We start from the raw sequence: 22,751 nt of genomic DNA, 5'->3' as shown, positions 1-22,751 counted from the left end.
AATCAAAAAGCCTGGAATGTGACATTCAGGCTTTTTGTGCTAAATATTGGTTACGAACCTGGAAATCGAAAAATAATTGGTACCAGCCGGTCGCAAAGTAAAAGGCTTCTGCTGTGGAAGAATGCTTTTGTTTGGTTGTACGCTGGACGTATGTGAAGTACACATAACTCCAAGGCGGCCGGTTTTATGCAAGCCTTTACACACACTACAACCTCATCCCCACACAGATTTCAGGAACTGGATGCATTAAGAGGCATAGCGGCCTTCGGCGTAATGTTGTTCCATTTCACAATTAATGCCAATAAATTACTGTTGGGATGGCAATTTAGATTTGGCGTGACAGGCGTCGATCTTTTCTTTATGATCAGTGGTTTTGTAATTCTGCTGAGCGCCTCCAAGGCGAATTCCGTTCGAGAATTTGCTATTGCAAGATTTGTAAGACTTTATCCGACATTCTGGATCTGCGCCTTTGTTACTTTTTTATTTAAAAAATATGATGAACCCGAGAATACCGGAACCAAAGAGTTGCTTGCCAACGCAACGATGGCCCCTAATTTTTTCGGCGTGGAATACCTCGACGGCTCCTACTGGACACTTGTCATTGAGCTTACATTTTATTTTTGGATGGCGGCGATCATGCGATCCGGCAGTGTAAAATATATTGCAGAATCAGGACTGATCGTTCTGACAGCCATTATTTCCTTTCACCTTAACAGTATTCAATATCCTGATTTTTACCAATTTATCATACAGAAGATACAGATAGTGAATCACTTTCCCCTCTTCTATTCCGGGATTATTTTTTATTACATTAAAAAGTCAGGTTGGAGCTTCAAACACGCTGTATACCTTGTAACATCAGCGACAGCATCGTTTTATTTACATGATAAAGGGGGGCATTCGAGAGATTTTTTAAGCCTCAATGAACATTGCTTAATCATTACTGCCTTTCACCTACTGTTTCTTCTTTTTGTTAGTGACAGACTTGAATTTTTGAAAATACGTGCCCTGATCTTTCTTGGCAAAATATCATATTGCCTGTATCTTATCCACCAATATATCGGCCTCAGGATAATCGAATGGCTCGGGAAATTTGGAAATTTAAACATCTATCCCGCACTCTTTATCACCATCTCTCTTTGTATGACTTTTGCCTGGGTGATCACCTTCCGCATTGAAATGCCGGCAGTATGCTTTTTAAAATCAAAGATGCAGCTAAGTACTCCGGTGTGTAAAAAACAGGATAGCATCAAAAAATTGGAATCTTTACTCACATCAAAACAAAAGTAGCCCCGGATACCAGTACCACGGACAGCAGCATGGACAGGAAAACCAGGATGGACGACTGCTCTTCGTCGGCTTTCAGGAATGCAGCGAATACCGTCACATTGGCGGCGACTGGAAAAAGGGGCACGAGCGCGAGCATTTTGTAATCCTCCTCTTCCAGATCTTTGGCAATTAAGGACGCCAGCAATGCGATAACCGTCAGAATGACGGCCGCCGCAACGGTGCGAAAACTGAGCAATTTGAAAAAATAAGGCAGTTTCACGTCTTTAAAATTGACATTGGCCAACTGAAACCCGACTATCATCATCCCCGCCGCCGAAACTGCAAAGCTGACTACACCCAACGCAGGTTTGACAAATTCCGGCGTTTTCAATCCCGTCATTTTACAGATCACCCCGGCGACGAAGACATACAGGAAAGGGATGCTCAGCATCTCTTTCAGTGCCTTGCGGGAATCGTATTTTGTTTTTGCTACCTGGTAATAGCCGATCGTGTCGCCATAAAGCGCCGAGCCGAGGTAAATGCAGATCAGCATACTCACCTTATCTTCGCCGAAAAGAGCCGTGACCGTCGGAATACCGAAAAAAGCGATATTGAAAAAGGAAAAGGAACTCCTCAATATCAGCGGATCGGTTTCATTAGCGAGCCTGTTCTGCACCATTTTCGCTGCGTAATTCATTCCGAATGCCAGCAGGAATGTCAAAATAGGCAAAACGAGCAACTTCGACGGCTCTGCATCCAGCATGTTGGTAAAAACCAGCAGCGGCAGCAGTACATTGATCAGCGGCTTACTGACATAATCCGAATTGAAATCAAACTTTTTACTGATCAGGTAACCGGCGGGTATAAAAGCCATCACCGGCAGCAGCTCTTTGTATAATTTAAGAAGGGTTTCCAATGATCTGGCTGGTAAGGTGACGAGATAAATTGCCGATCATTTTCACATTGAACCAGACCGCATTCACATCGAGCAGCAAGCCGTTCGTGATATGGCCGACCGCATAAAAATTGGGGTAGACTTTTTTACCGGCAATCACCTGCATGGTTTCAGTATTGATCTTGATCCCGCCTGCATCCTCTGCTTCTACCAGACCATCTTTTGCAAGATGCTGCATCAGCTCCGATTTCATCATTTTAACCGACGAAGCAGGACCGGTTGCATTGATCAGGTATTTTTCAAATGATGGGGGTCCATTTTCGCAGCTCATTACAAATCCTTCCTGCTTCTCATCATAGGCTACTTCCTTCAAGCCGGGGATAACCTTCAACTGCCGGCTTTCAAAAAGCTGATCGATACGTTCCGCATTCACCAGCGGCATACAATGCCTGCTAATGCCCCAATAAGCGCCAAACCATTTTTTGAATTTCAGCTTTTCCGCTTCGTCCAGCCATTTCCACATGTCGGAGCTTTCGTACCTCAGCGAATAAGGTACATTAATGAGTGCGTCCCCGCCGTTTTTTGCGATCCTGATATCCTCCCTAAGAAGTTCCCCAGCGGGTTTTCCAGTTCTTTTTGTAGCTTTCCAATCAATTTTCCCACCCGCATATTCCTCCGCTTCCTGCATAAAAAGTCTGAAAATCTCTTTTACCGTGGGGTTCCGCAGGTAGTTTCGCTGGATTTCGTGCAGCTTTTTCAGAGTAAGAAATTTGCATTCGATCATTTCCTGATGCTCGGGCTGCACCCTCGGCATCAGTCCATCGGGAGAGTAGCAAGTGATTTTTCCTTTGTAATCATTATCGGTCAGGGTCATCAGTGCATCAATTGCGCTCAGGCTCGAACCCAGGATGCCTACATCCGCACTTTTTGGAATTTTGTCGAGAATGGGCGCCGAAGGCCAGGGAGAGCCGAAGTAACTTTCCTTCTGGTCAAGATGCGGGTAATTGTTGGCGACAGGCGTACCCGGCGCAAGTATCAGTACATCGCATGAGCAGGTTTCGCTGCCCGAGAAGCTGATCTCAAAACCTTCTTTACATTTCGCTACATTTTTAGCGCTGGCGTGCAGCACCGCCACATCCATCCCCTCCGATTTCGCCAGCTGAAAATAGTGCTCGAACTGTTCTTGCAAATAATCGCCATAGAGTCTTCTGGTAGTAAAAGCCCGGTTTTCACCCTGATTGTCGACAACCTCGTTGCCTACCCTGGAATCATGTTCAATCAGCCAGTCACTAAAATGTTCGGGTTCGGTAAAATGGATTCCCATGAGGTCAGCCTGGGTGTTGAGAATATGACCCGGTTGTTTCGTCCCGAATGCAAGTCCTTTGCCTACTTCCTCATTCTCCTCAATGATCGTAATACTGATTTCCCGATGTTTTTGCGCTATCCTGAATTGAAGAAACAGCTCTATGAATGCCGATATGCCACACGCTCCGCCGCCAATGATGGCTATTTTTGTCAAACTCATTTCAAGATCCCCGTTTACGATTGCCCACTGCCGGCAGGCATCAGAAATGAGAACTTAAATAATCATGCTCATGCGATGACAATCATAGTGGAACCGACTCCAAAGCCGTAGCACGCTCGGCGAACTCGGTGAAGAGCTGGCCCAGGTATTCCGAAAAATGGACCAGATTGAGCACGCCAATGCGGATTTTATTAGGCAGTACCCGGTAATACTTTTTAAATGCAGCGGTAAAATGCGTCGGATTCTTGTAACCCGTTTTTTGTGAGATCTCCGATATCTTGGTGCCGGGCTGCTGCAACATCTGCATGGAAGTTTCCATCCTGAGATCGTGCAGGTAACTGAAAACGGGCTTGCCGAAAACTTCCTTGAAATGCTTTTTAAGGTTATACTCGTTGGTGCCGACCTGATGCGCAAGCTCTTTCAACGACCAGCTCCTTTCCAGGTTCGCGGCAATCATCCGGCGCGCCAGATGCATTTTTTCCACATCCGATTCTTTGAGTACCATGGTAATATCAGGTACCGGGTGCTTTTCATACTGCTCAAACTGCAGTGCCAGAAGCTCCATCACTTTGCCTTTTATAAAGAGACTTTTATGGTACCCGTTGTATGAACAATTCAGGATCTCGAACAGGGAAGAAATCATCCTGGAAGTGACGGGGAGGTTTCGCCAGCTCATGAAAGCAGGCAGCACTGTTTTGATCCCTTTTTGAAAATGCGCAGAAAGCGGGTGCGTATCCGGCAGGTTGTTGAAAAAGAACGCAGTGCTTAGGTTAATCGCAAATACTTCCACGTTATCCTCCGGCTTCCACTGTACCAGCATATCTTTTTGAGGAAGCAGGAACAGGTTATGCTGTTGTGGCTTAAACCTGACAAATGGCTTGGAAGCAGCTTCTGAAAAATAGGTTGTGACGCTTTGAAGGCTGAAAATCATTTGCACATGTGAACCGGACATACATACCTGTAAAGGTTCGGCCGAGCGTACATGGAAGTTTCCGTACCAGATATAAACACCTTCCATCGTCAGTTCTTTCCCCGCTCCCTTCCACCTGGAATCATCGAAAACCAAGCCCGTTTCAATTACACTGTCCATTCCTGGCGCTGTGAAATCCGGAAATTGCCAGAAGTGTGTTTCGTCAGACACGCCCTGAACCGCTATTTTTTCTTCTTCTGCCGTCATCGCAGTGGATTTGTCCAAAGATACTTGGAACAAAAATAGCGTGTATTTAGACTGATTTTAAATGATCTAAAAAAACTACCGCAAATCCACTGAAATATCATAAAAATCAACCGTGCAGCCCGCAGAAGAATTCAGCGGGTCAGCGCACGGGATCTTCTGTTGGGTTACTCATTTCATTCTTTTAGCTGTCGTCTCGAACATATTCATCAGGCTTCCTTTCAGATGATCATCATCGACTTTCTCAAGATCAATGGTAACATCGTAGCCCTGTGTAAAAAATGCCAGTGCAAGCTTGTTGCCACTTTCCGTGACGGTAACCGGAATTTTTTCAGCCGTGGAATCCTTCTGGTTAATAAGCTGGCCAGACAAAACCCCGCCGTTCCGCACCAGGTCTGCAACCATTTTAGAATCACCATCTGGGGTACCTACCACCAGAATTTCCCACTTCCCCGCAAAAAAATCAGCCGGAGCCGTTTGTGCGCGGCTGCTGAACGCAGCGAAAAGCATGAAGGCAATTGCGTAGATAAAGCTTGTCCGTTTCATATTACTGTTGTTTATGGAATGAAATTGAAGCAATATAACGGGAATAGTTATATTGTCTATAATTCAGACAATAAATTTTTTCCTATTAAATATCTACTTGATGCAATAGCTTACCTGGTGCGTCCAATCAGGGAATAAATGGTTTTCCAACAACAATTTTATCGCCCGAGTCGTCGACCTCAAACAAATGCGGCACGCGTACCGTGCGGCCATTTACGCTTTTATGACTGTGCAGCGACATAATCAGTTTTCCCTCAAATGTCCGGAAAAGCATGCCGTGACCGAAGTTGGCATCATTAATTGGCTTTTTTTCCTGAATCCACGGTCCATCCAGCGTGCCGCTTTCAGAATATGCAACTCCCTGTGTATAAACATCATAAATCCAGCTAGTCCACAACATACCCAGCTTTCCCGTCTGCGTGCGGAACAGCCACGGGCCGTCAGTTACTTTGTTAGGCCGGTCTTTTCCTTCCTTATCTTTTTCCCGGCTCCATGGCGAGTCGCTTGCCAGGAACAGGATTTCAGGCTCGCCCGTCGTGCCGCTCAGGTCGGGAAGCAGCTCGATTTTTTCGACTGTCCCATTTCCGTTCTGCAACCATTCGTGGCAGTATACCATATAAGACTTCCCGTTTTTTTCGGTCCATATTGTAGCGTCGAGTGTTAATTTGTCGGCAGGCAGGTAAACCGGCTTGTCCATCGGCACATAAGGACCGTCGGGCTTGTCGCTAACCAACACGTGGCTGGCGCGGCGTTCCAGGTCTTTCTCCACTTTGACCGCCTTATTGGTGAAAGTCGCAAAATTGTAATACCTGCCTTTAATCGCATGTAACTCCGCCGCCCAAACCATCGGGCTCGGTCCCATCCACGATTTCGGGTCCGTTTCGATCACTTTATACGGGCCGCTCCATTTTTTGAGATCCTTGCTTTTCCACAGCATTCCGCCGGTTCCGGTCATGTAATACATGGAAGTTTTCTCGTCGGCGAGGATAAACGGATCGCTAAGCCGGATGGAGTCGAGCGGAATATCCGTTTTGAATTTTGCGACGGGCTGCTGGGCAAAAGCAGCCAGCAGGTTTGCGGTAGCAAATAGTAAGGTCAGGAATATTTTTCGCACGTTTTTCCGGTTTTGTTGAGATAATAGATCGAAACAAAGAAAGCAAAAACGATCCGCGGAAACAAAGCCGGACAGACCGCTGCCGGGCAGCGACTGCCGGGCAACGAATGCCGGGCAACGATTGCCGGGCAATGGTCTGCTATTCCGATCGTAATGTATCTGCCGGGTTTGTATTGGCAGTCCGGTAAGCCTGCACGCCGATCGTCCCCAGCCCGATGAGCAGCAGCGTTGCGACGCATTGAAAGAAAACGGCCGGACCGAGTGAAACGTGGTAGGTGAAAATTTGAAGGAAAAGTCCGCCCAGCAGGTAACCCAGCGGTAAAGCGATAATCGAAGCAATGAGGATCAGCCGTACAAAACCACCCGACAGCAGCGCCATGATCTGAGCCACACTCGCGCCCATCACTTTCCGGACGCCCACTTCTTTGGTCCGCTTTTCGGTGGTATAAGTGACCATTCCCAGTAGCCCCATTGCGGCGATTACAAAAACGATCAGTACGATAATACCCGTAATCTGCTGGTCGCCACCATCGGCATAATTATCATATAATTGCTGCTCGTACCATGCAAATACGAACGATTCGTGCGGATGAAATTGCTTCCAGACCTTCGAAAGTGCCGCCTCGACCCGCTCTTTCGGTGCGCCTGCCGCGATTTTCAGGGATAGTACCTTGATTTCCCCGGGATCATAAGCCAAGACAAGCGGCGCGACGGGCAGCTCGTACCGCATGAAACAGAAGTTTCTCACCACCCCGGAAACCTGTACATTGCTTTCATTCAGACGAATAGTATGTCCGACAATGTCTTTCGGATTTTTAAAACCAAGCATACCGGCCGCATGCTCGTTGATCACCGCAAAATGAACGGAAGTATCTGTGGAAGGCTCCGGTAAATTTTCGCCTGCCACAAATTTCAGCTCCATATTGGCTATAAAATTGGCATCAGCTGCATAAATATAGGTTTCCTGCGATGCTATCGCAGATTTCGTCCCTATCCTGCTGATCTTAGCTTTTCCTGCACCTTCATTTAATGTAGCCGAAGCCAGCCCGATCCGCTCCACGTCGGCCTGCTTACCGATTGCGTTGGCCAGCAACTTAAAATTGCCGGATGAAAGGGGGATATTGAGAATATCTCTCCGGGTAAAATTCTCATTATCAGTAGCCATATATTCAAATTGGCTATTGGAAATGCCCACGAAAGTCATGAAAACCAGCGCCACTACAAACTGGATCACGACCAGCGATTTACGGAAACTGATCTTCCCCAGGCCCGCCGGACCTATTTCACCTTTGATAATGCGGGCAGGCTCGTAAGAAGAGAGGATCCGGGCAGGCAATATCCCCGCGAGGATCCCGGTCAGTAGTGTGAAGACGATGAAAGAAATCCAGAGCACATGTGTTTGGCTGACTTCGAAATGCAGCCATCGCACATGCACATACGATTGAATAAACAACAGCCCCATGTACCCGATACCCAGGGCAAAAAAGGCGATTACGATGGTTTCGGTCAGGAATTGCGTAACAAGCTGCCAGCGTTTGGCGCCCGCCACTTTGCGTACACCCACTTCCCTCCCCCGGCTCAGCGAACGCGTTAATGTGAGATTGACATAATTGAAACCGGCTAGCAAAATAACAACCAGCGGAATGAGCAAACCGGCACCGATCTTCCAAAGCGGCTCTACGTGCGGATTATTGAGCAGACTTTCGGTGTCAGGAGAAATCTCCCCGAGCAGCTGGCTGCGGAAACGATGTCCTTTAATATCCTTGAATGCGACGTTTTTTTGGTTATCCTGAGCTACCTGTAATATTGCACGGTCGAGCAATGCGCGGCTGCTGCCTTTGGAAAGCAACACAAAAGTATATGCATTATAATCCAGCCAGTTATCTGTTTTGATATGCTTGTTGAGATTATTAAAGCCGGACATTGAAACGAATATATCCGATTGTAAATGCGTTGTAAACGGTTTGATCGAACCGAAAACGCCGGATACCGTAAAATCGCCCAATTCGGGGTCGCGCAGCGTTTTGCCCACGGGATCAGCAGTTCCAAAATACCGCTCTGCCGTCTCTTTCGACAGTACCACCTCCCGCGGCTCCATGCAGGCTTTGCCTTTTTCGAGTTTAAAGCCGAATATTTCAAAAAATGCAGGGTCCACAAACATTCCGGTTACACGCAAGGTCTTGATACCATTGTTGAGATTACCACCGAAATTCCGCACGATCCGCGTCGACTTTTCGATCACGCTGTGTTCGTTCAACAGCTTTTCAGCCAGCGGTATAGGTGTGGAAGCCAGCGCATAGCGCTCGCCGTTATTTCCTTCCGCATCGGTCACGATCCGGTAAGTACGGTCGGGGAACGGGTGAAATGAATCTTTCTCGAAACTGCTCTGCACCTGAATCAGCTGTAAGAAACAAAATGCCATGGCGAGTCCCAGGCCCACGATATTGATCAGTGAAAACAGCTTATGCTTCCAGAGATTGCGGAATGCGATTTTGAAGTAGTTTTGAAGCATAGGCTTTGACCATTGAGATTATTATCCAAAGTACCGTCTGTAAAAAATATACCATCGAACAAGACCATTGATTGACAGCATCTTAATACGAAAATCATTTTTTTATTTTGTTCAAAACTGAACGCGGCTGTCCACTTACAAGCCAGGCCAAACAGCTGTTTTATAGATCGAATCTCTATTAATTTTGACAATACCTGTAATTTTTTGCCTTTCCTCCGACTAATACATAAACTGTATTTAAATCACTTACATGGAAAAGCAATTCGTCAGTCTTCTCAACCAAAACCGGGCGGTCCTTTTCAAGATCTGTAAAATGTACTGTCCGGACGCAGAAGATCGCCGGGACCTTTTTCAGGAGATCGTTTTTCAGCTCTGGAAAGCATTTCCAACTTTTCGGCAGGAATCCAATGTAAATACCTGGGTGTACCGCGTGGGGATGAATACCGCCATTTCCAATTTTCGCAAAGAAAAAAGGCGACAGTCGCCCGCCGGATTTTCATTACCGGATATGGATTTCCCGGATTTTGAAGCAAACGAAAACGCCCCTTCCGAGACCGCATTGCTCTACCACGCGATCGACCAGCTTTCGGCCGTCGAAAAGGCGATGGTACTACTATACCTGGACGAAAAAAGCTACGACGAGATGGCCGGCATCCTGGGTATAAGCAAATCAAATGTGGGTGTAAAACTCAGCCGCATTAAAATGAAACTCGAAAAAATTATCAAATCTATTACACTTTAAACTATCAATACTATGAACCTGGACGACCTCAAAACCAGCTGGAACACCATCGACGCAAAACTGCAAAACTCCCAGCTGCTGAGCGAGCAGATGGTGCTTTCGATGATCAGGAGCCAATCCAACAGTACCGTTTCCCGCGCCACCCGGAAACTCAGGAATGTCACCTTGTTTTTTTCAGGGTTGCTGGTACTGTTTGGCGCAATTCTCTCGGGTAACCCGTTTGACTATACGCAGTGGTTTGAATATGTGCCCACGGCTTTGTATGCGCTCGTGGTTATTGCCGGCTTGAAAGTTGTGATATCCGCAAACAAAGCGATTACCGGCGTTCTCCTGGTGAAAAGTAACCTGCGGGAAAGCCTGCAAAAGGTCATTTACATTCAGCAGCGCTATCAGGATACGATGGATAACGTCTGGAAAATAAGTATGGTTGCCGGTTTTCTGATCGGCGTTTCCCTGCTGGTGCGCAATTTTGACAGTTACGGATTAACAAAATGGCTGCTGATCGTAGCGGCGCAGGCATTGACGGTACTGGTACTTTTCGGGATAGCGAAATTTATTTTCAGCCAGTTCCCCGACCGCACCTTGTCCGATCTTCAAATGCACCTGAGCGAGCTGGAAGAATTGGGCCAGTAACCGGCAAAAGCTTTTCCGTACGGATTTCAGGCAGTAGCCAGGCAGAGCTCAACGGCCGAAATGAATCAGTTTGAAGAGATGTACCAGAATCCGGCATTCATTGTCTTGTCTACCTACGCAGAAGTTTTGCCGATCGGCCTCGTGGTTGCCCTGATCAGCTCGCTGATTTTGAAAAGTAAGTCGGGACGCAGCGAGGTGGCGGCCAACTCCTGACCGGACGCTTCGAACCCTGTTTATTCTGAAATGTTTTTCAAAGCCCGGTTCAGGCTTCGGAGCGTAATTCCCAGGTAACTGGCCATATTCCCCTTCGATATTACAGTTTGCTGGCGTTCCTGGAATGCCAGCAATTTTTTTAATCCCTGCTCCAAAGTATACAGCTGCTGAGCGGACGACCGACTGCTGGTATTGATGATGCGCTCGGCCATTTCTTCCAAAAGTAACTGGTTAAACGCCGGATTTTGGGTTAATAAGTTCTTGAAATAGCCTACACTCAAAGAATAGGCCTGCACTTCGGTGATCGCTTCAATGTTGCAGAGGCAGGCAATCCCTTTAATCGCCTCAATCTCCCCGATGATCTCCCCTTCCGCCAGAAATTCAACGATATAATCCTTGCCGTTTTCCTCGCTGAAAAAACACTTTGTGATCCCGCTTTTTACCACAAAAACTTTCCTGCTTAACGCTCCGCGGCGCAGGATTGCCGTGCCTTTCGGAAACACTTCCAATGCCACCTCGCGTTCGTTCAATTGCTGCGCAAAAAGCGTTTCGGTAAAGGACAGAAAGGATAAATTGGTCCGTAGCATTTTTAAGTATTTGGGACAAATGTCCTTTTTCAGGGTAATGTTAAAAATGATTTTTGCGGGGTAAAATTAAAAATTCGAATGAAAAATCATATTAAAGTCATCGCCTTCGACGCCGACGACACTATGTGGGTCAACGAGCCATATTTCCAGGAGACGGAGGAAAAGTTCTGCCGGCTGCTCGAAGATTTTTTACCGCAGCATTCCGTTTCGCAGGAGCTTTACAAAACGCAGATCAAAAACCTGCCACTGTATGGTTATGGGGTCAAATGTTTTATGCTATGTATGGTTGAAACTGCTTACACGATCTCAAATGGCACTGCCAGCATGCATTTGATCAAGGAAATTATCGGGCTTGGGCAAGAGTTGCTCCAAAAACCGGTAGAGCTGCTGGAAGGTGTGGAGGAAGTTTTGAAAGCATTAAAGGGAAAATACCGCCTCGTAGTAGCAACCAAAGGGGATTTGCTCGACCAGGAAAGAAAGCTGCGCAAATCGGGTCTGCAGGAATATTTTCACCATATCGAGATCATGAGCGACAAGCAGACAGCCGATTACCGGAAACTGCTGAAACACCTGGACTGCCAGCCGGGGAATTTCCTGATGCTGGGCAATTCCATTAAATCCGACGTGCTGCCGGTCCTGGAACTGGAAGGTTACGCCGCACACATACCCTATCATGTCACCTGGCTGCACGAGCAGTACAGCCACACGCTCGAACACAACAATTTTATGCAATTGAACACCGTAGCCGATATTCTGGAATATTTGTGACGATACTTTTGCTTGATATTCCGGCCGCAACTTGCGTTCTTGGGCTCTCCAACGCAATCTGACCAACTTATTCCTATGATCCGGCAATATCTGTCCCTGAGCATTTGCTTTCTGCTTTCTCAATTTACTATTGCACAAAATACGCCCAAAGGCTTCACCGCCGATGCGATCAGTATTCTGAAAGTTTCCGATCACGTTTACCAGCATATTACCTACCTCAATACTGAGACTTTTGGAAAAGTACCCTGCAACGGGATGATCGTTTTTGATAAAGGCGAAGCAATTATTTTTGATACGCCCGTCAACGATTCTACCTCGGCAGTACTGATCGACTGGCTGGCCGACAGCCTGCATTGCAAGGTTAAAGCAGTGATTGCGACGCACTTTCATGAAGATTGTGTGGCCGGTCTAAATGAATTTCACCGCCGCGGCATTCCTTCTTACGGCAGCAATAAGACTATTGCGTCGGCGAAGGAGGCAAAATTTCCGGTACCTCAAAAGGGTTTTGACGGTACCCTGAGGCTCAAAGTCGGCAAGAGGAAAGTGCTCACCGGATTTTTCGGCGAAGGCCACACCAGGGATAATGTGATAGGCTATTTCCCAAGTGAAAAGGCCATGTTCGGCGGTTGTCTGATCAAGGAAGTTGATGCGACCAAAGGGTATCTCGGCGATGCGAATGTAGGTGCGTGGCCGGCTACGGTAGCCAAAATAAAAGCCAAATATCCCGATACCCAAATCGTGATCCCCGGCCACGGCGAAACGGGCGGTCCGGCTCTGCTCGATTATACCATCAGGCTTTTTGAGCAGAAATAAAACACGTATCTGCCTCGGACCACTAACCAATTGTTTAGCGGTTTCTCCGCACAGCGCACGCTTTTATTTTGTTTCAATAACGGACCGGCAACACAGCTTGCCGACCCGCTGTATAAACAAAATAAAGAGCCCGATTATGGAAACTACAATTTTGAAAAGAGAACTGATCAATATAAAAACAACTGTCGCCCACCAGGGATTTATGGGGCACGATCACACTGCCCGGTCGGTGATACAGGACGAATTCGCAAGCAGCGACCCTTTTATCCTGCTGATGGACGATTTTCTGGATAAAAAAGATACAGAGCCGGTTGGAGGTCCACATCCGCACGCGGGATTTGAAACGGTATCCCTGCTGCTGGAAGGCGAGATCGGTGATGAAACCCATATGATGCAGGCTGGTGATTTCCAGATTATGACGGCTGGAAGCGGCATTGTACATACCGAATCAATCGAAAAGAAGACGAAGCTACGCCTGTTGCAGATGTGGCTGAACCTGCCCAAAAAAGACAGGTGGGCTACACCGCGTGTGCAAGACCTGGCATTTGGCAGCGTTCCGAAAATCAGCGAAAATGGCTTGGAGCTCAGACTATATAGTGGAGAAATGGCTGGCCTGAAATCTCCGGTTCAAAACCACACGCCGCTGATCGTAGCAGAAATTCACCTTGAACCGGGCATTGTGACGCGCCAGCAACTGAATGCTTCCTACAATGCATTTCTTTACGTAGTCGACGGCAGTATTGAGGTGGGCGACTCACGGGAAATTCTAAACGAAAACCAGGTTGGCTGGCTTGGCCGATCTGCCGAAAAGGATGAAAGTGAACTCGTACTGACTGGCGGAAAATCCGGTGGGAAAGTGGTGTTATATGCCGCGGAGCCTCAAAATCACCCTATTGTATCGTACGGCCCTTTCATAGCGGATCAGGAAGAGGAGATCAAAGACCTGTACCGCGATTTTCGTCACGGTAAGATCGGGCATGTCTCCGCACTGCCGGCTGCGCAAAGATTCAGCTATTAATCTGAAATATGACAAAGCCCCTTGCCAGTATACGCAGGGGGCTTTCCATGTCAGGTCAGCGTGCTTTCAATAGCGCGTCCATTTCCTGCCATTCATAAATTTTCACTTTTCCGGAAGGGATTTTCGCAGCCGCAATCATCGCCCTGGCAATGTCCGCCCCCTCGATTCCCCTGAATTTCTTCATCGGACCAATCATGACCGGGTTAATGAGCGAAAAGAGTTTGATGAAGGATTTTTCCATCGGACGACTTTCTGTCCGGTTCCCCATGATCATCGACGGTCTGAAAATGTGGGTATGGTCAAGTCCAGCGGCAATAATATCCCGCTCGGTTTCACCTTTTGTCCTGATATAAAACACACCCGAGCCTGCGTCAGCACCAACGGCAGTGACAACAAAAACCGCCTTTGCTCCCCTCGCCCTGGCCAACTTTGCCGCCAGCACGGGATAATCGTGATCTACCTGGTAATAAACCTTTTGGTCGGGTGTATTTTTCTTTGTGGTACCCAGGGCGATGAACACTTCATCCGCCGCCAGATCCTCCTTCATAGCCGGCAGGGAATTGAAATCCCCTATCAGTGTTTTGAGCTTGGCATGACTGACGCCCAGATCTTTTCGGACCACAATGGTAACTTCTTGATAATCAGGATCACCTAAAAGTCCTTGAAGAAGATAAGATCCGATGAAACCGCTGGCTCCGAATAAAATGGCTTTTTTCTGTCCCATGAGGTTCAATAATCAGATCGATATCTGCGGTTACCGGTAATATTTATGACAGGCGAACAGAATACAGCGGCTTCATAATCCGTGGCCTTTTACCGGCCTTTTGCATGGAATTCGAAGTGCTGCTGCGCTGAAACGGATTCGTATTTTCCTCAAACAGATTTTGATCTTCAAAGAGGTCCTGGTGATTTTTTGCTGATGATTTCATGTCTGCTAATTGTTAGTTTTTGATGATATGTAACTGATGAGATAAAATCTGTGCCAGGGCGTGCGAAGACTGTTTTATTCCGCCTCCTTTTTCAACTGATCGTAGCGTGCCTGCATTTGCGCCAGTTTCTGTTTGTGTGCCGGATCTTTTGCCAGGTTGGTTGTCTCAAACCGGTCTTGCGCAGTATGATAAAGCTCCTCGTAATCATGTTCGATGTACTTCATATACTTAAAATCCGTCCCCACTACACCTTCCACTTTCGGCAGCCGCGGACTGCCCATAAAAGTATGCTCGTAGAAGAAATCCTTCCTCTGCGCTTCCTTTCCATTCAGCACACCCAGCAAATCTTTCCCCTGCATGGAGGCCGGTACCCTGGCACCGGCCAGCCTCAGCATAGTTGGCGCAACATCGACATTCAATGCAATCGCGTCCGACTTTTTACCTCTCAGGTTTTTCGGCAAAAGTGCCCCCGAGATAATCATCGGCACGCGTATGGATTCTTCAAAACCAAACCATTTCCCTTCCAGTCCGTGCTCGCCGAGGGAAAAACCATTGTCACCCATGAAAATGATGATCGTATTTTCCAGAATCCCCTCCTGTTTCAGCTGGGCTGTCAGGTTCCCAACTACTTCGTCTACGCCGGCGATCAGCCGGTAATAGTCGCGGGTAGTTTCCTGACGGAGTTCCTCCGTTGAAAAAAGTGGCTTCCAGCGCTCTCTGCCAATGTTTTTATCCGTTCTAAAAAAGTCAGGAAAGCTGTCCCAGTATTTCGGATCAGCTGTGACCGGTTTGGGGATGGCCACGCCACTGTACAGTTTTTTGAATCGCTCCTGAACAGGGTAAGTAGGCGGGTTACCGTCCAGCTCGTGCGGCGCTTTGAAACTAACCGACAGGCAAAAAGGACCTTTATCAGCAAACTGACCAATAAATTTTTTAATATCGGTATTCACACTGTCCGTGTGGTGCACCACTTTGCCGCTTTTATTGATCAGTTCATATTTCGGCTGGCCTTCTTTGGGGCTCGACCAATAGTCGAAAAGCGAGTCGGGCTGATTTTTTACATCAATACCCAGCTTACCGATAAACCCAAGTTTGTACCCTTCTTTTTTCAGCAATGCCGGATAAGTCTGCGCCAGTGCTTCGGCACTGAAATCGGTATTAAAATCATTGATTTTATGTCGGGATTCGTACTGGCCGCTCATAATACTGGCCCGGCTCACACAGCAGATCGCGGTGGTTACATAGGCTTTTTTGAAAAGAACCCCATTGGCTGCCAGCGCATCCAGATTCGGCGTTTTGATGATCTTATTGCCCGCCGCACCCAATGCATCCCACCGGTGATCGTCGGTAAGCAGGAAAATAATATTGGGCTTTGCTGCTTTGGGTTCGCTGTTTTCCGGCTTCCATGTGATCCACGCAGAAATGGCCGGAATAATGCCCAGCATAATCAGTATTGTCAGTACACGGGTTCTTTTCAAAAGTTGATAACGCATTGCTGTCGGTTCAGGATTGTTTCAAAATCAATTTTTCAGCTCGGCATAATAGGAAGCAGGACGCAGGCTATCCTTATTATCGTAATAATAATTCCACCGTTTCATATACACGTCGGCAGGCTGGAAATCGTCGCCTATCTCTTTGAGTTTTTCCGAAAGTCTGACTTCAAGCTCAGCCTGTATTTTCCTGTACTCAGGCTTGCCTATCAGGTTGTTCTGCTGGTAGGGATCGGCTTCATTATCATACAATAACCAGGGACCGTTGAGCCGCCTCGTATAGGTGTACCGCTCAGTTCGCAACCCTCTGTACTCTCTCCCGCCATTACTGAAATTGTATTCATGAAAAGGGACCGGCAGCATAATCAGCGCTGCATCAAGCGGGTATTTTTCGGGCTTCGTGATGTGAGCAGAAACGTCGGTACCCTGCACGCTGGCGGGTACTTTAATGCCGCTTAATCCGAGTAATGTCGGTAAAAGATCGGGGGTACCAATAGGCTTGGAGATCGTCAGCGCCTTTTTGCCCAGCTTTTCAGGGTACCGGATCAGCAGCGGCACCAGCGCCGATTCGTCCCAGGGCCGCTGCTTGCGGAATACACCGCGGGTCAGCAGCATATCACCGTGGTCGGACGTAAAAACGACGATGGTATTATCCGCAATACCTTGTTTATCAAGCGCTTCCATCAGGTTCCCCATCATATCGTCCAGTGCAGTGCAATGCGCGTAGTATTGTGCCAGCACTTTTCTGGCGCTGTCCTGCATTTCGGCCGGTACATTCGGGCGCACTTTCAATGTGGCGGGATCGTACATTTTTCGGTATTTCTCCGGAGCAGTCTCGTAAGGATTATGCGGCGGGCCCCACGAAAGCACAAGTAAAAACGGATTTTTGTCTGGTCTTTTGATAAAACCAATCGCACTATCCGTCTGCGGAAAAGCATCGTAGCCTTCCCAGAACACCTTTTTGTCGTTTTCGTCAAAATAAAACGATCCGTTGTAATCGTGCGTTACTTCGCGGGCTTTCCAGTAGTCAAAACCCTGCCTGCGCTCTCTCGGCACGGGCTTATCCCTCGCACTGAATGCTCCTTCGCCGTTTTTATGTCCATTCACATGCCATTTGCCAATATAGCCGGTCCGGTAGCCGTTTTCTTTGAAAATTTCCGCCATGGTGAGCGCTTCGTTTGCCAGCGGTTTATCATTGTAAAATAACCCGTGTTTCAAAGGATATTGGCCTGTCAGCAGCGAGGCGCGGTAGGGTGTACAAACCGGCATGGTCGAGACAGCTGTTTTAAAGTTTACGCTTTGGCCGGCCAGTCTGTCGATATGCGGCGTTTTCACATCTTTGTTACCTGCATAACCTACCGCCTCCGCCCGCCACTGATCGGCCAGGATGATGATTACATTGGGCTTGGCAGGCTTTTGCCGGCTCACACGTACCGCGAAAACCGAGGCAAATGCGATTGCAAGAAAGAAGCTTATCTGAATGATCTTTTTCATAAGGTCTGAAATTTAATACCCTGGATTTTGCTGGAGTTTGTTGATAAGGACCTGCTCTTCCGGTATCGGCGCGAGGAGTTTAAATGCACTCATTTCAAATGCAGCCGCGTACAGAAATGATTTTTTCGCCTTTTCCCGCGCACCGTGCGCAGTGAGTACTTCCAGGGCTTTCCCGGTCCGTTTCAGGTCGTACAACCGCTGGTTCTCGAAACAAAATTCCACCTGTCGCTCTTTGGCGATCTGGTCTGTTAATTGTGTTTTAGTCAAACCTGTAATTGCTTTCGTGAGTCCGGCCCGCGTGCGCACCTGCTGCACAAACGGGATTGCCTCGGTCGTTTTTCCTTGCTCGTTCAATGCCTCCGCGTACATCAGGAGAATATCGGAATAGCGGAGAATGGGAAAATTGTCGCCCGTACGGTCATCCGGCGCTGCCAGCGGCGCTTTGAATTTGTTGCAATAAGGAATTGAACGAATTGTCCCATCCCAATCTTTACCCGTCCAGAATGCAATTGAAACTTCTTTCCGTTTGTCACCCGCTTCGAATGCGGCCAGCAGATCATCGGTAGGCTGGTTCCAGCCGCCTCCCTGAAGTGTGATATTCGGTCGCTTTGTTACCTCCCCAGCCGACGACCAGGGCGCGAACCAGAACAGAAAACGGTTGGCCAGCTCCGCGGTGTTTTCCGAATATTGTACCGCAAAAATGGTTTCCTTAAAATCCTTTGCAGCAGGATTGAACACGTCGGCATAGGTGGGCAGCAAACTATACTTACCCAAATCAATCACTTCTTTCAACACACTGGCAGCCAATTCATATTGATGATTGGTAAGGTATACTTTACCCAAAAGCCCGAGAGCAGCCCCCTCGCCGGCCCTGCCGTTTTCCTCTACGTCCCGGGCAGCTTTAAAGTGGGTGACAGCCGCTTTGAGGTCGTCGATAATCGTACTGTAAATTTCTTCCTCGGTTGCCCTTTTAATGCCTACCGCTTCCTGGGCACTGATGGGTTTGAGCACCAGCGGCACGCCGCCGTACTGCCTTACCAAATTGAAATAATACAACGCACGCAAAAACTTCGCCTCGCCGGCAGTACGCTCCTTGTACGACATTTTAGCCCAGCTTACCTCGGGCCGGTCTATCTCGTTCAGCAGCTTATTTGTCCTGGTAATTCCGTTATAGGATGTATTCCAAAAATTTGCATATGCCACATTACTGGTAGACATAATGAACTGATCTATAACACCTTTCGACGCCTCTCCCGTCACCGTACTGTATTGAAAGCTCCCGTTGTCGGAAGGTAGTTCGGCCATTACCCAGTGTTCCACCCGTTCGAGATTGCGCAGCGGAACATAACAACCGTTGGCCAGTAGTATGAACTCCACTTCCGATTTATAAAAATTGCTTTCGTTCAATGTCGTTTCCGGATAAAGTTCCAGAAAATCGTTTTTGCAGCCTGTAACCAAAGCGAGCGTAAGCAGCAGGAATATCTTTTTCATTTCAATTGATTTTTAATCTTTTACAAAAATCCCCGTAACGTTAAAATGTCAGGTTAATACCCCCTGATACGGTCCTTGAAAGCGGGTATGCCGACATATCAATTCCCGGCGCGAGCGTATTGCTCACACTCGCATTCTGCGCCTCTGGATTTGCACCGCCATATTTGGTGAACATCGCCAGGTTTTGCACGGTCGCGTAAATGCGCGCACCTTTGATAAACCGCGTCGCTTTCATGAGCTGGTCGGGCAGCGAATAACCCAGCGTTACATTGCTGATCCGCAGGTAACTGGCATCTTCAACCCACAAGCTGGAAACACGGTGCCCCAGGCTCGGGGTAAGTTTCGGAATACCGTAATGCCTGCCGTCACCGGGATTTTCGGCGCTCTTCCATCGGTTGGTCCATTCCTGGCTCACATTGAAAAACCCCTGCAGGTTGTCTACCGTTTGCCTGAGCCCGTTCATCACCTGGCCGCCGCGCTGACCATTTACAATTACGTTCAGACTTAATCCTTTGTAAGAAAAACTGTTGGTAAAGCCGAAAATGAAGTCGGGCTGAGGATTGCCGATAATTGTGTAGTCCAGCATATCCGTAATTACCCCGTCGCCATTGATATCCCTGTAGCGGATATTTCCTTCGTAAACCTGCGGCGTTTTGATAATTTCCGGGTTAGCAATATCCTCGGCGGTATACAAGCCGTCGAACACATACCCAAAAAACTGGCCGATCGGCTTTCCGACCACCGTCACATTGGTTGCATTGTTGTCGTTGTTACCCGCCAAAATGCGGTCACCGTTGTCGTTGAGCGACAGTACCCTGTTGCGGTTGAAAGCGAGGTTCAGGTTCACATCCCAGTTGAAAGTGCCCGCCACCGGCGTGCCTCCCAGGGCAATCTCAATGCCCGTATTGCGGATATTTCCTTTGTTGACAGTTTGTGAATTGAAACCCGTAATCGCAGGGATCACATCGGGAAGCAGCATATTCATGCTTTTCCGGTAATAATAATCCACCGCGAGCGAAAGCCGGCTGTTGAACATTTCCAGGTCGGCACCTACGTCGATCTGGTTCGACTCTTCCCAGCCCAGGAAAGGATTTGAAAGCCCGACAGTAGCAGCCGTAACCTGATTATTACCAAATACATAAGCGCCCGCACTGATCGCGGCCAAATGGGAGTAGTTACCGATATTGTTATTTCCGCTTTTACCAAAACTGGCCCGCAGCTTGAGATTATTGATCAGCTTGTTCTCCTGAAAAAATGCCTCTTCCGACACGCGCCACGCGGCAGCGACTGAGGGAAAAAATGCAAACCGATTATTGGCCCCGAAGCGGGAAGAACCATCAGAACGGAATGTGGCGGTGAGCAAATAGCGGTTTTTAAACGCGTAGTTCAGTCTGCCCAGGTATGAGATCATGCTCCACTCGTTCACATCCTCCCCCCAGGCATTGATCGCCTGAGCCGCATTGATCGTCTGGATCAGGTCATTTGCGAACGGTTTGGCGGTAAGCGAAACACTTGTCCCCCTGAACTTCTGGGTAGTGTAGCCGAGCAGCGCATTGATGCGGTGGTCGCCGAATTCCTTTTCATAATTCAAGGTGTTTTCAACCAGCCAGTTAAAGCTTTGTCCGGTATTTTTTATGGCAGAACCTGTACCTGCCACCGGCGGTGTATTGGGCGAGCCGACCGTACTTGGAATGTATTGGCTGAATTTCGACGTTGACCAAATGGTATTGATAGAAGTTTTGAAACGCAGCTCTGGGGTAATGTCCCACTCCGCAAACGCAATGCCCAGATTTTGGAAGCTACGCTCCGACTGGACGGTTTCCCGCAAAACGAAAAGGGGGTTGGCAAAGCTCCACGCCGAATGGTACTTGCTTTGGGGTGAAACAATGTAGGGCACCAGCTCGCCATTTGCGTCATACGGCGACGTCACCGGATTGGCCCAGTTAGCAACCCCCAATATATCCCCCCGGTTGGAATTTGTCTGGGTTCTTTTCTGATTGATATAAGTTGGCTGCAGCGAAGCGCCGACTTTAAAGACCTTTCCGATTTTCGAATCAAACCCGATCCGGCTGCTGAAACGCTCCACGCCTGTGTATTTAACGGTGCCTTCCTGATTGAAGTAACCCAGGCTGAAAGACAACAGCGATTCTTTCGAGCCTTTCTGAATGCTCAGGTTATGATCCTGAACCGGAGCCGATTGCAGCAGCAGATCGTACCAGTCGGTACCGGGGCCTTGCAGTGCGTCGAGGTTGCGGTATGCTTCGGGATAGTCTTCAATAGTTGCCGCGCGGTTTTCCAGCCGCCTCACTGCAATCGCAATCCTGTCGCGCTGAAAGTCGGCAAATTCGCGCTGGTTCATCAGCTGCGGCCGGCCGCGTTGCGGTACGGTTTGCACCCCGCGCATGGACGAAAAACTTACATCTGTACGATCATAACCGGCTTTTTTGGTCGTGATCATAATCACCCCGTTCGCCCCGCGCGAACCGTAAATAGCAGTGGAAGATGCATCTTTCAGCACCGTCACCGACTCGATATCATTCGGATTAATAAAAAGAAGCGGGTTGGTATTGGCATTCAACCCCGAAGAATAAGGCATTCCGTCCACTACATAAAGCGGCTCGTTTCCAGCCCCCAGCGAGCCGCTACCCCGGATTTTAACGGAAGAACCGGCACCGGGAGCGCCGGATACCTGCTGGATCTGCACACCCGCCACCTGACCTATCATTTTCTGGTCGATCGTTGAAACAGGGAGTGAGCGGGTGGTAGTGGTATTGATCGAAGCCACCGAGCCTGTGAGATCCGCTACTTTCTGGGTACCGTATCCGATCACCACCACCTCGTTCAGCTGGCTGTTGTCCGGCACCAGTTTGATCTCAAATGCAGTCTGATCGCCGACCGTAACTTCCTGCCCCTGGTAACCGACGAAAGAGAAGACCAGCACACTGGTATTTCCGTCGACTACCAGTTTGAAATTCCCCTCCACATCCGTACTGGTACCTTTTGTGGTGCCTTTGATCGCAATATTGACACCCGGCAGGCCGGCACCTTTTTCATCAAGCACCTTGCCCGTTACCTCCGTTTCCGCCTGCGCGCTGGCTTTGCTTTTGATAGCAGGCAAATCAGGTTTGACAATGATGTACTCGCCTTCGAGCACATACTTCAATCTGGCCGGCGGCAGCAGGTTATCGAGTACGGTTTTTAATGTTTTGTTTTGAAAATCAGCGGTAACAGGTCTGGAAGCACGTATTGCTTCGGCCGAATAAAGGAATTTGACACCCGTGCGGTCCGATAGCTGATCGAGCGCATCGGTTAGCGGGGTATTCTGGATGCGAAGCGTGACTTTCTGGTCCAGGATCTTCTGCCCCAACGCGGTACCCGATATGGCGACGGTGCTGGTAAGGCCAACTACAACCATGACGATGGCCGATAGTTTCATGACATAGCCGTAAAATCGTTTGGTAAACGATATCGATTTCATACTTTTAGAATGAATTAAGTGTTTGTAACCGGTGAAGCGTATCTGGTTCCTAGGCCTTCG

General features: G+C 48.3%; 20 protein-coding genes. 7 read left to right on the top strand and 13 right to left on the bottom strand.

Annotation, left to right across the window (positions count from 1 at the left end; all coding sequences use genetic code 11):
- The first annotated feature begins 186 nt into the window (after positions 1-186).
- On the top strand, positions 187-1,290 hold the full coding sequence (locus FXO21_RS19415) for an acyltransferase family protein (RefSeq protein ID WP_149641642.1): 1,104 nt from the start codon (positions 187-189) through the stop codon (positions 1,288-1,290).
- Here the strand turns inward: FXO21_RS19415 and FXO21_RS19410 are convergent.
- The 6 genes from FXO21_RS19410 to FXO21_RS19385 all read right to left on the bottom strand — a co-directional run bounded on the left by FXO21_RS19410 (position 1,271) and on the right by FXO21_RS19385 (position 9,035).
- A complete protein-coding gene (locus tag FXO21_RS19410) occupies positions 1,271-2,185 on the bottom strand; it encodes an AEC family transporter (protein ID WP_149641641.1) in 915 nt (304 codons plus the stop codon). The two genes, FXO21_RS19415 and FXO21_RS19410, sit on opposite strands and share 20 nt — an antisense overlap.
- The gene (locus tag FXO21_RS19405; protein ID WP_149641640.1) at positions 2,169-3,689 is read right to left on the bottom strand and encodes an FAD/NAD(P)-binding protein; all 1,521 of its coding nucleotides are present in this window, start codon (positions 3,687-3,689) and stop codon (positions 2,169-2,171) included. The genes FXO21_RS19410 and FXO21_RS19405 overlap by 17 nt, the downstream gene beginning before the upstream one ends.
- Before the next feature lie 82 nt (positions 3,690-3,771).
- The gene (locus FXO21_RS19400) at positions 3,772-4,899 is read right to left on the bottom strand and encodes a helix-turn-helix transcriptional regulator (protein ID WP_149641639.1); all 1,128 of its coding nucleotides are present in this window, start codon (positions 4,897-4,899) and stop codon (positions 3,772-3,774) included.
- Positions 4,900-5,034: 135 nt separating this feature from the next.
- Positions 5,035-5,409 (bottom strand): hypothetical protein, encoded by a 375-nt coding sequence (locus FXO21_RS19395; protein WP_149641638.1) that lies wholly within the window; start codon positions 5,407-5,409, stop codon positions 5,035-5,037.
- A 127-nt stretch (positions 5,410-5,536) separates the two neighbouring features.
- Positions 5,537-6,523 carry a glycoside hydrolase family 43 protein gene (locus FXO21_RS19390; protein WP_149641637.1) on the bottom strand — a complete coding sequence of 329 codons (987 nt, stop codon included), beginning with the start codon at positions 6,521-6,523 and terminating at the stop codon, positions 5,537-5,539.
- A 139-nt stretch (positions 6,524-6,662) separates the two neighbouring features.
- Positions 6,663-9,035 carry an ABC transporter permease gene (locus FXO21_RS19385; protein ID WP_149641636.1) on the bottom strand — a complete coding sequence of 791 codons (2,373 nt, stop codon included), beginning with the start codon at positions 9,033-9,035 and terminating at the stop codon, positions 6,663-6,665.
- A 250-nt stretch (positions 9,036-9,285) separates the two neighbouring features.
- On the opposite strand from FXO21_RS19385, the gene FXO21_RS19380 reads away from it, so the two are divergent.
- From FXO21_RS19380 to FXO21_RS28810, 3 genes are read left to right on the top strand one after another with little or no spacing between them, the layout of a single operon-like run.
- Positions 9,286-9,777 (top strand): RNA polymerase sigma factor, encoded by a 492-nt coding sequence (locus FXO21_RS19380; protein WP_149641635.1) that lies wholly within the window; start codon positions 9,286-9,288, stop codon positions 9,775-9,777.
- A gap of 12 nt (positions 9,778-9,789) precedes the next feature.
- Entirely contained in the window at positions 9,790-10,410 is a 621-nt protein-coding gene (locus FXO21_RS19375; RefSeq protein ID WP_149641634.1) for a hypothetical protein, read from the top strand.
- Positions 10,411-10,470: 60 nt separating this feature from the next.
- The gene (locus FXO21_RS28810) at positions 10,471-10,623 is read left to right on the top strand and encodes a hypothetical protein (protein WP_192579259.1); all 153 of its coding nucleotides are present in this window, start codon (positions 10,471-10,473) and stop codon (positions 10,621-10,623) included.
- A gap of 20 nt (positions 10,624-10,643) precedes the next feature.
- Here the strand turns inward: FXO21_RS28810 and FXO21_RS19365 are convergent, their stop codons facing one another.
- Positions 10,644-11,210, bottom strand: a complete 567-nt coding sequence (locus FXO21_RS19365) for a Crp/Fnr family transcriptional regulator (RefSeq protein ID WP_149641633.1) — start codon at positions 11,208-11,210, stop codon at positions 10,644-10,646.
- Between the two features lie 78 nt (positions 11,211-11,288).
- On the opposite strand from FXO21_RS19365, the gene FXO21_RS19360 reads away from it, so the two are divergent.
- The 3 genes from FXO21_RS19360 (at position 11,289) to FXO21_RS19350 (ending at position 13,809) form a co-directional block, all read left to right on the top strand.
- Positions 11,289-11,978 (top strand): HAD family hydrolase, encoded by a 690-nt coding sequence (locus tag FXO21_RS19360; RefSeq protein WP_149641632.1) that lies wholly within the window; start codon positions 11,289-11,291, stop codon positions 11,976-11,978.
- A gap of 69 nt (positions 11,979-12,047) precedes the next feature.
- Complete coding sequence (gene bla / locus FXO21_RS19355) at positions 12,048-12,791, top strand: subclass B1 metallo-beta-lactamase (RefSeq protein WP_409014841.1); 744 nt, start codon at positions 12,048-12,050, stop codon at positions 12,789-12,791.
- 136 nt (positions 12,792-12,927) lie between these two features.
- Positions 12,928-13,809: a pirin family protein gene (locus FXO21_RS19350; RefSeq protein WP_149641630.1), complete on the top strand. Its 882-nt coding sequence runs from the start codon at positions 12,928-12,930 to the stop codon at positions 13,807-13,809.
- 55 nt (positions 13,810-13,864) lie between these two features.
- Here the strand turns inward: FXO21_RS19350 and FXO21_RS19345 are convergent, their stop codons facing one another.
- From FXO21_RS19345 to FXO21_RS19325, 6 genes are all read right to left on the bottom strand, one after another.
- The gene (locus FXO21_RS19345) at positions 13,865-14,533 is read right to left on the bottom strand and encodes an NAD(P)H-binding protein (RefSeq protein WP_149641629.1); all 669 of its coding nucleotides are present in this window, start codon (positions 14,531-14,533) and stop codon (positions 13,865-13,867) included.
- Positions 14,534-14,576: 43 nt separating this feature from the next.
- On the bottom strand, positions 14,577-14,738 hold the full coding sequence (locus FXO21_RS28805; protein ID WP_192579258.1) for a hypothetical protein: 162 nt from the start codon (positions 14,736-14,738) through the stop codon (positions 14,577-14,579).
- 74 nt (positions 14,739-14,812) lie between these two features.
- Positions 14,813-16,216, bottom strand: a complete 1,404-nt coding sequence (locus FXO21_RS19340; protein WP_225865759.1) for a sulfatase family protein — start codon at positions 16,214-16,216, stop codon at positions 14,813-14,815.
- 42 nt (positions 16,217-16,258) lie between these two features.
- Positions 16,259-17,722: a sulfatase family protein gene (locus FXO21_RS19335; protein ID WP_149641627.1), complete on the bottom strand. Its 1,464-nt coding sequence runs from the start codon at positions 17,720-17,722 to the stop codon at positions 16,259-16,261.
- 12 nt (positions 17,723-17,734) lie between these two features.
- Positions 17,735-19,213 carry a RagB/SusD family nutrient uptake outer membrane protein gene (locus FXO21_RS19330; protein WP_149641626.1) on the bottom strand — a complete coding sequence of 493 codons (1,479 nt, stop codon included), beginning with the start codon at positions 19,211-19,213 and terminating at the stop codon, positions 17,735-17,737.
- Positions 19,214-19,253: 40 nt separating this feature from the next.
- Positions 19,254-22,691 carry a TonB-dependent receptor gene (locus FXO21_RS19325; protein WP_149641625.1) on the bottom strand — a complete coding sequence of 1,146 codons (3,438 nt, stop codon included), beginning with the start codon at positions 22,689-22,691 and terminating at the stop codon, positions 19,254-19,256.
- Between the last annotated feature and the right edge of the window lie 60 nt (positions 22,692-22,751).

This window comes from Dyadobacter sp. UC 10 (assembly GCF_008369915.1).
Classification (GTDB): Bacteria; Bacteroidota; Bacteroidia; order Cytophagales; family Spirosomataceae; genus Dyadobacter.
The sequence above is the reverse complement of the archived record's forward strand: the minus strand, read 5'-3'. Positions and strand labels throughout refer to the sequence as shown.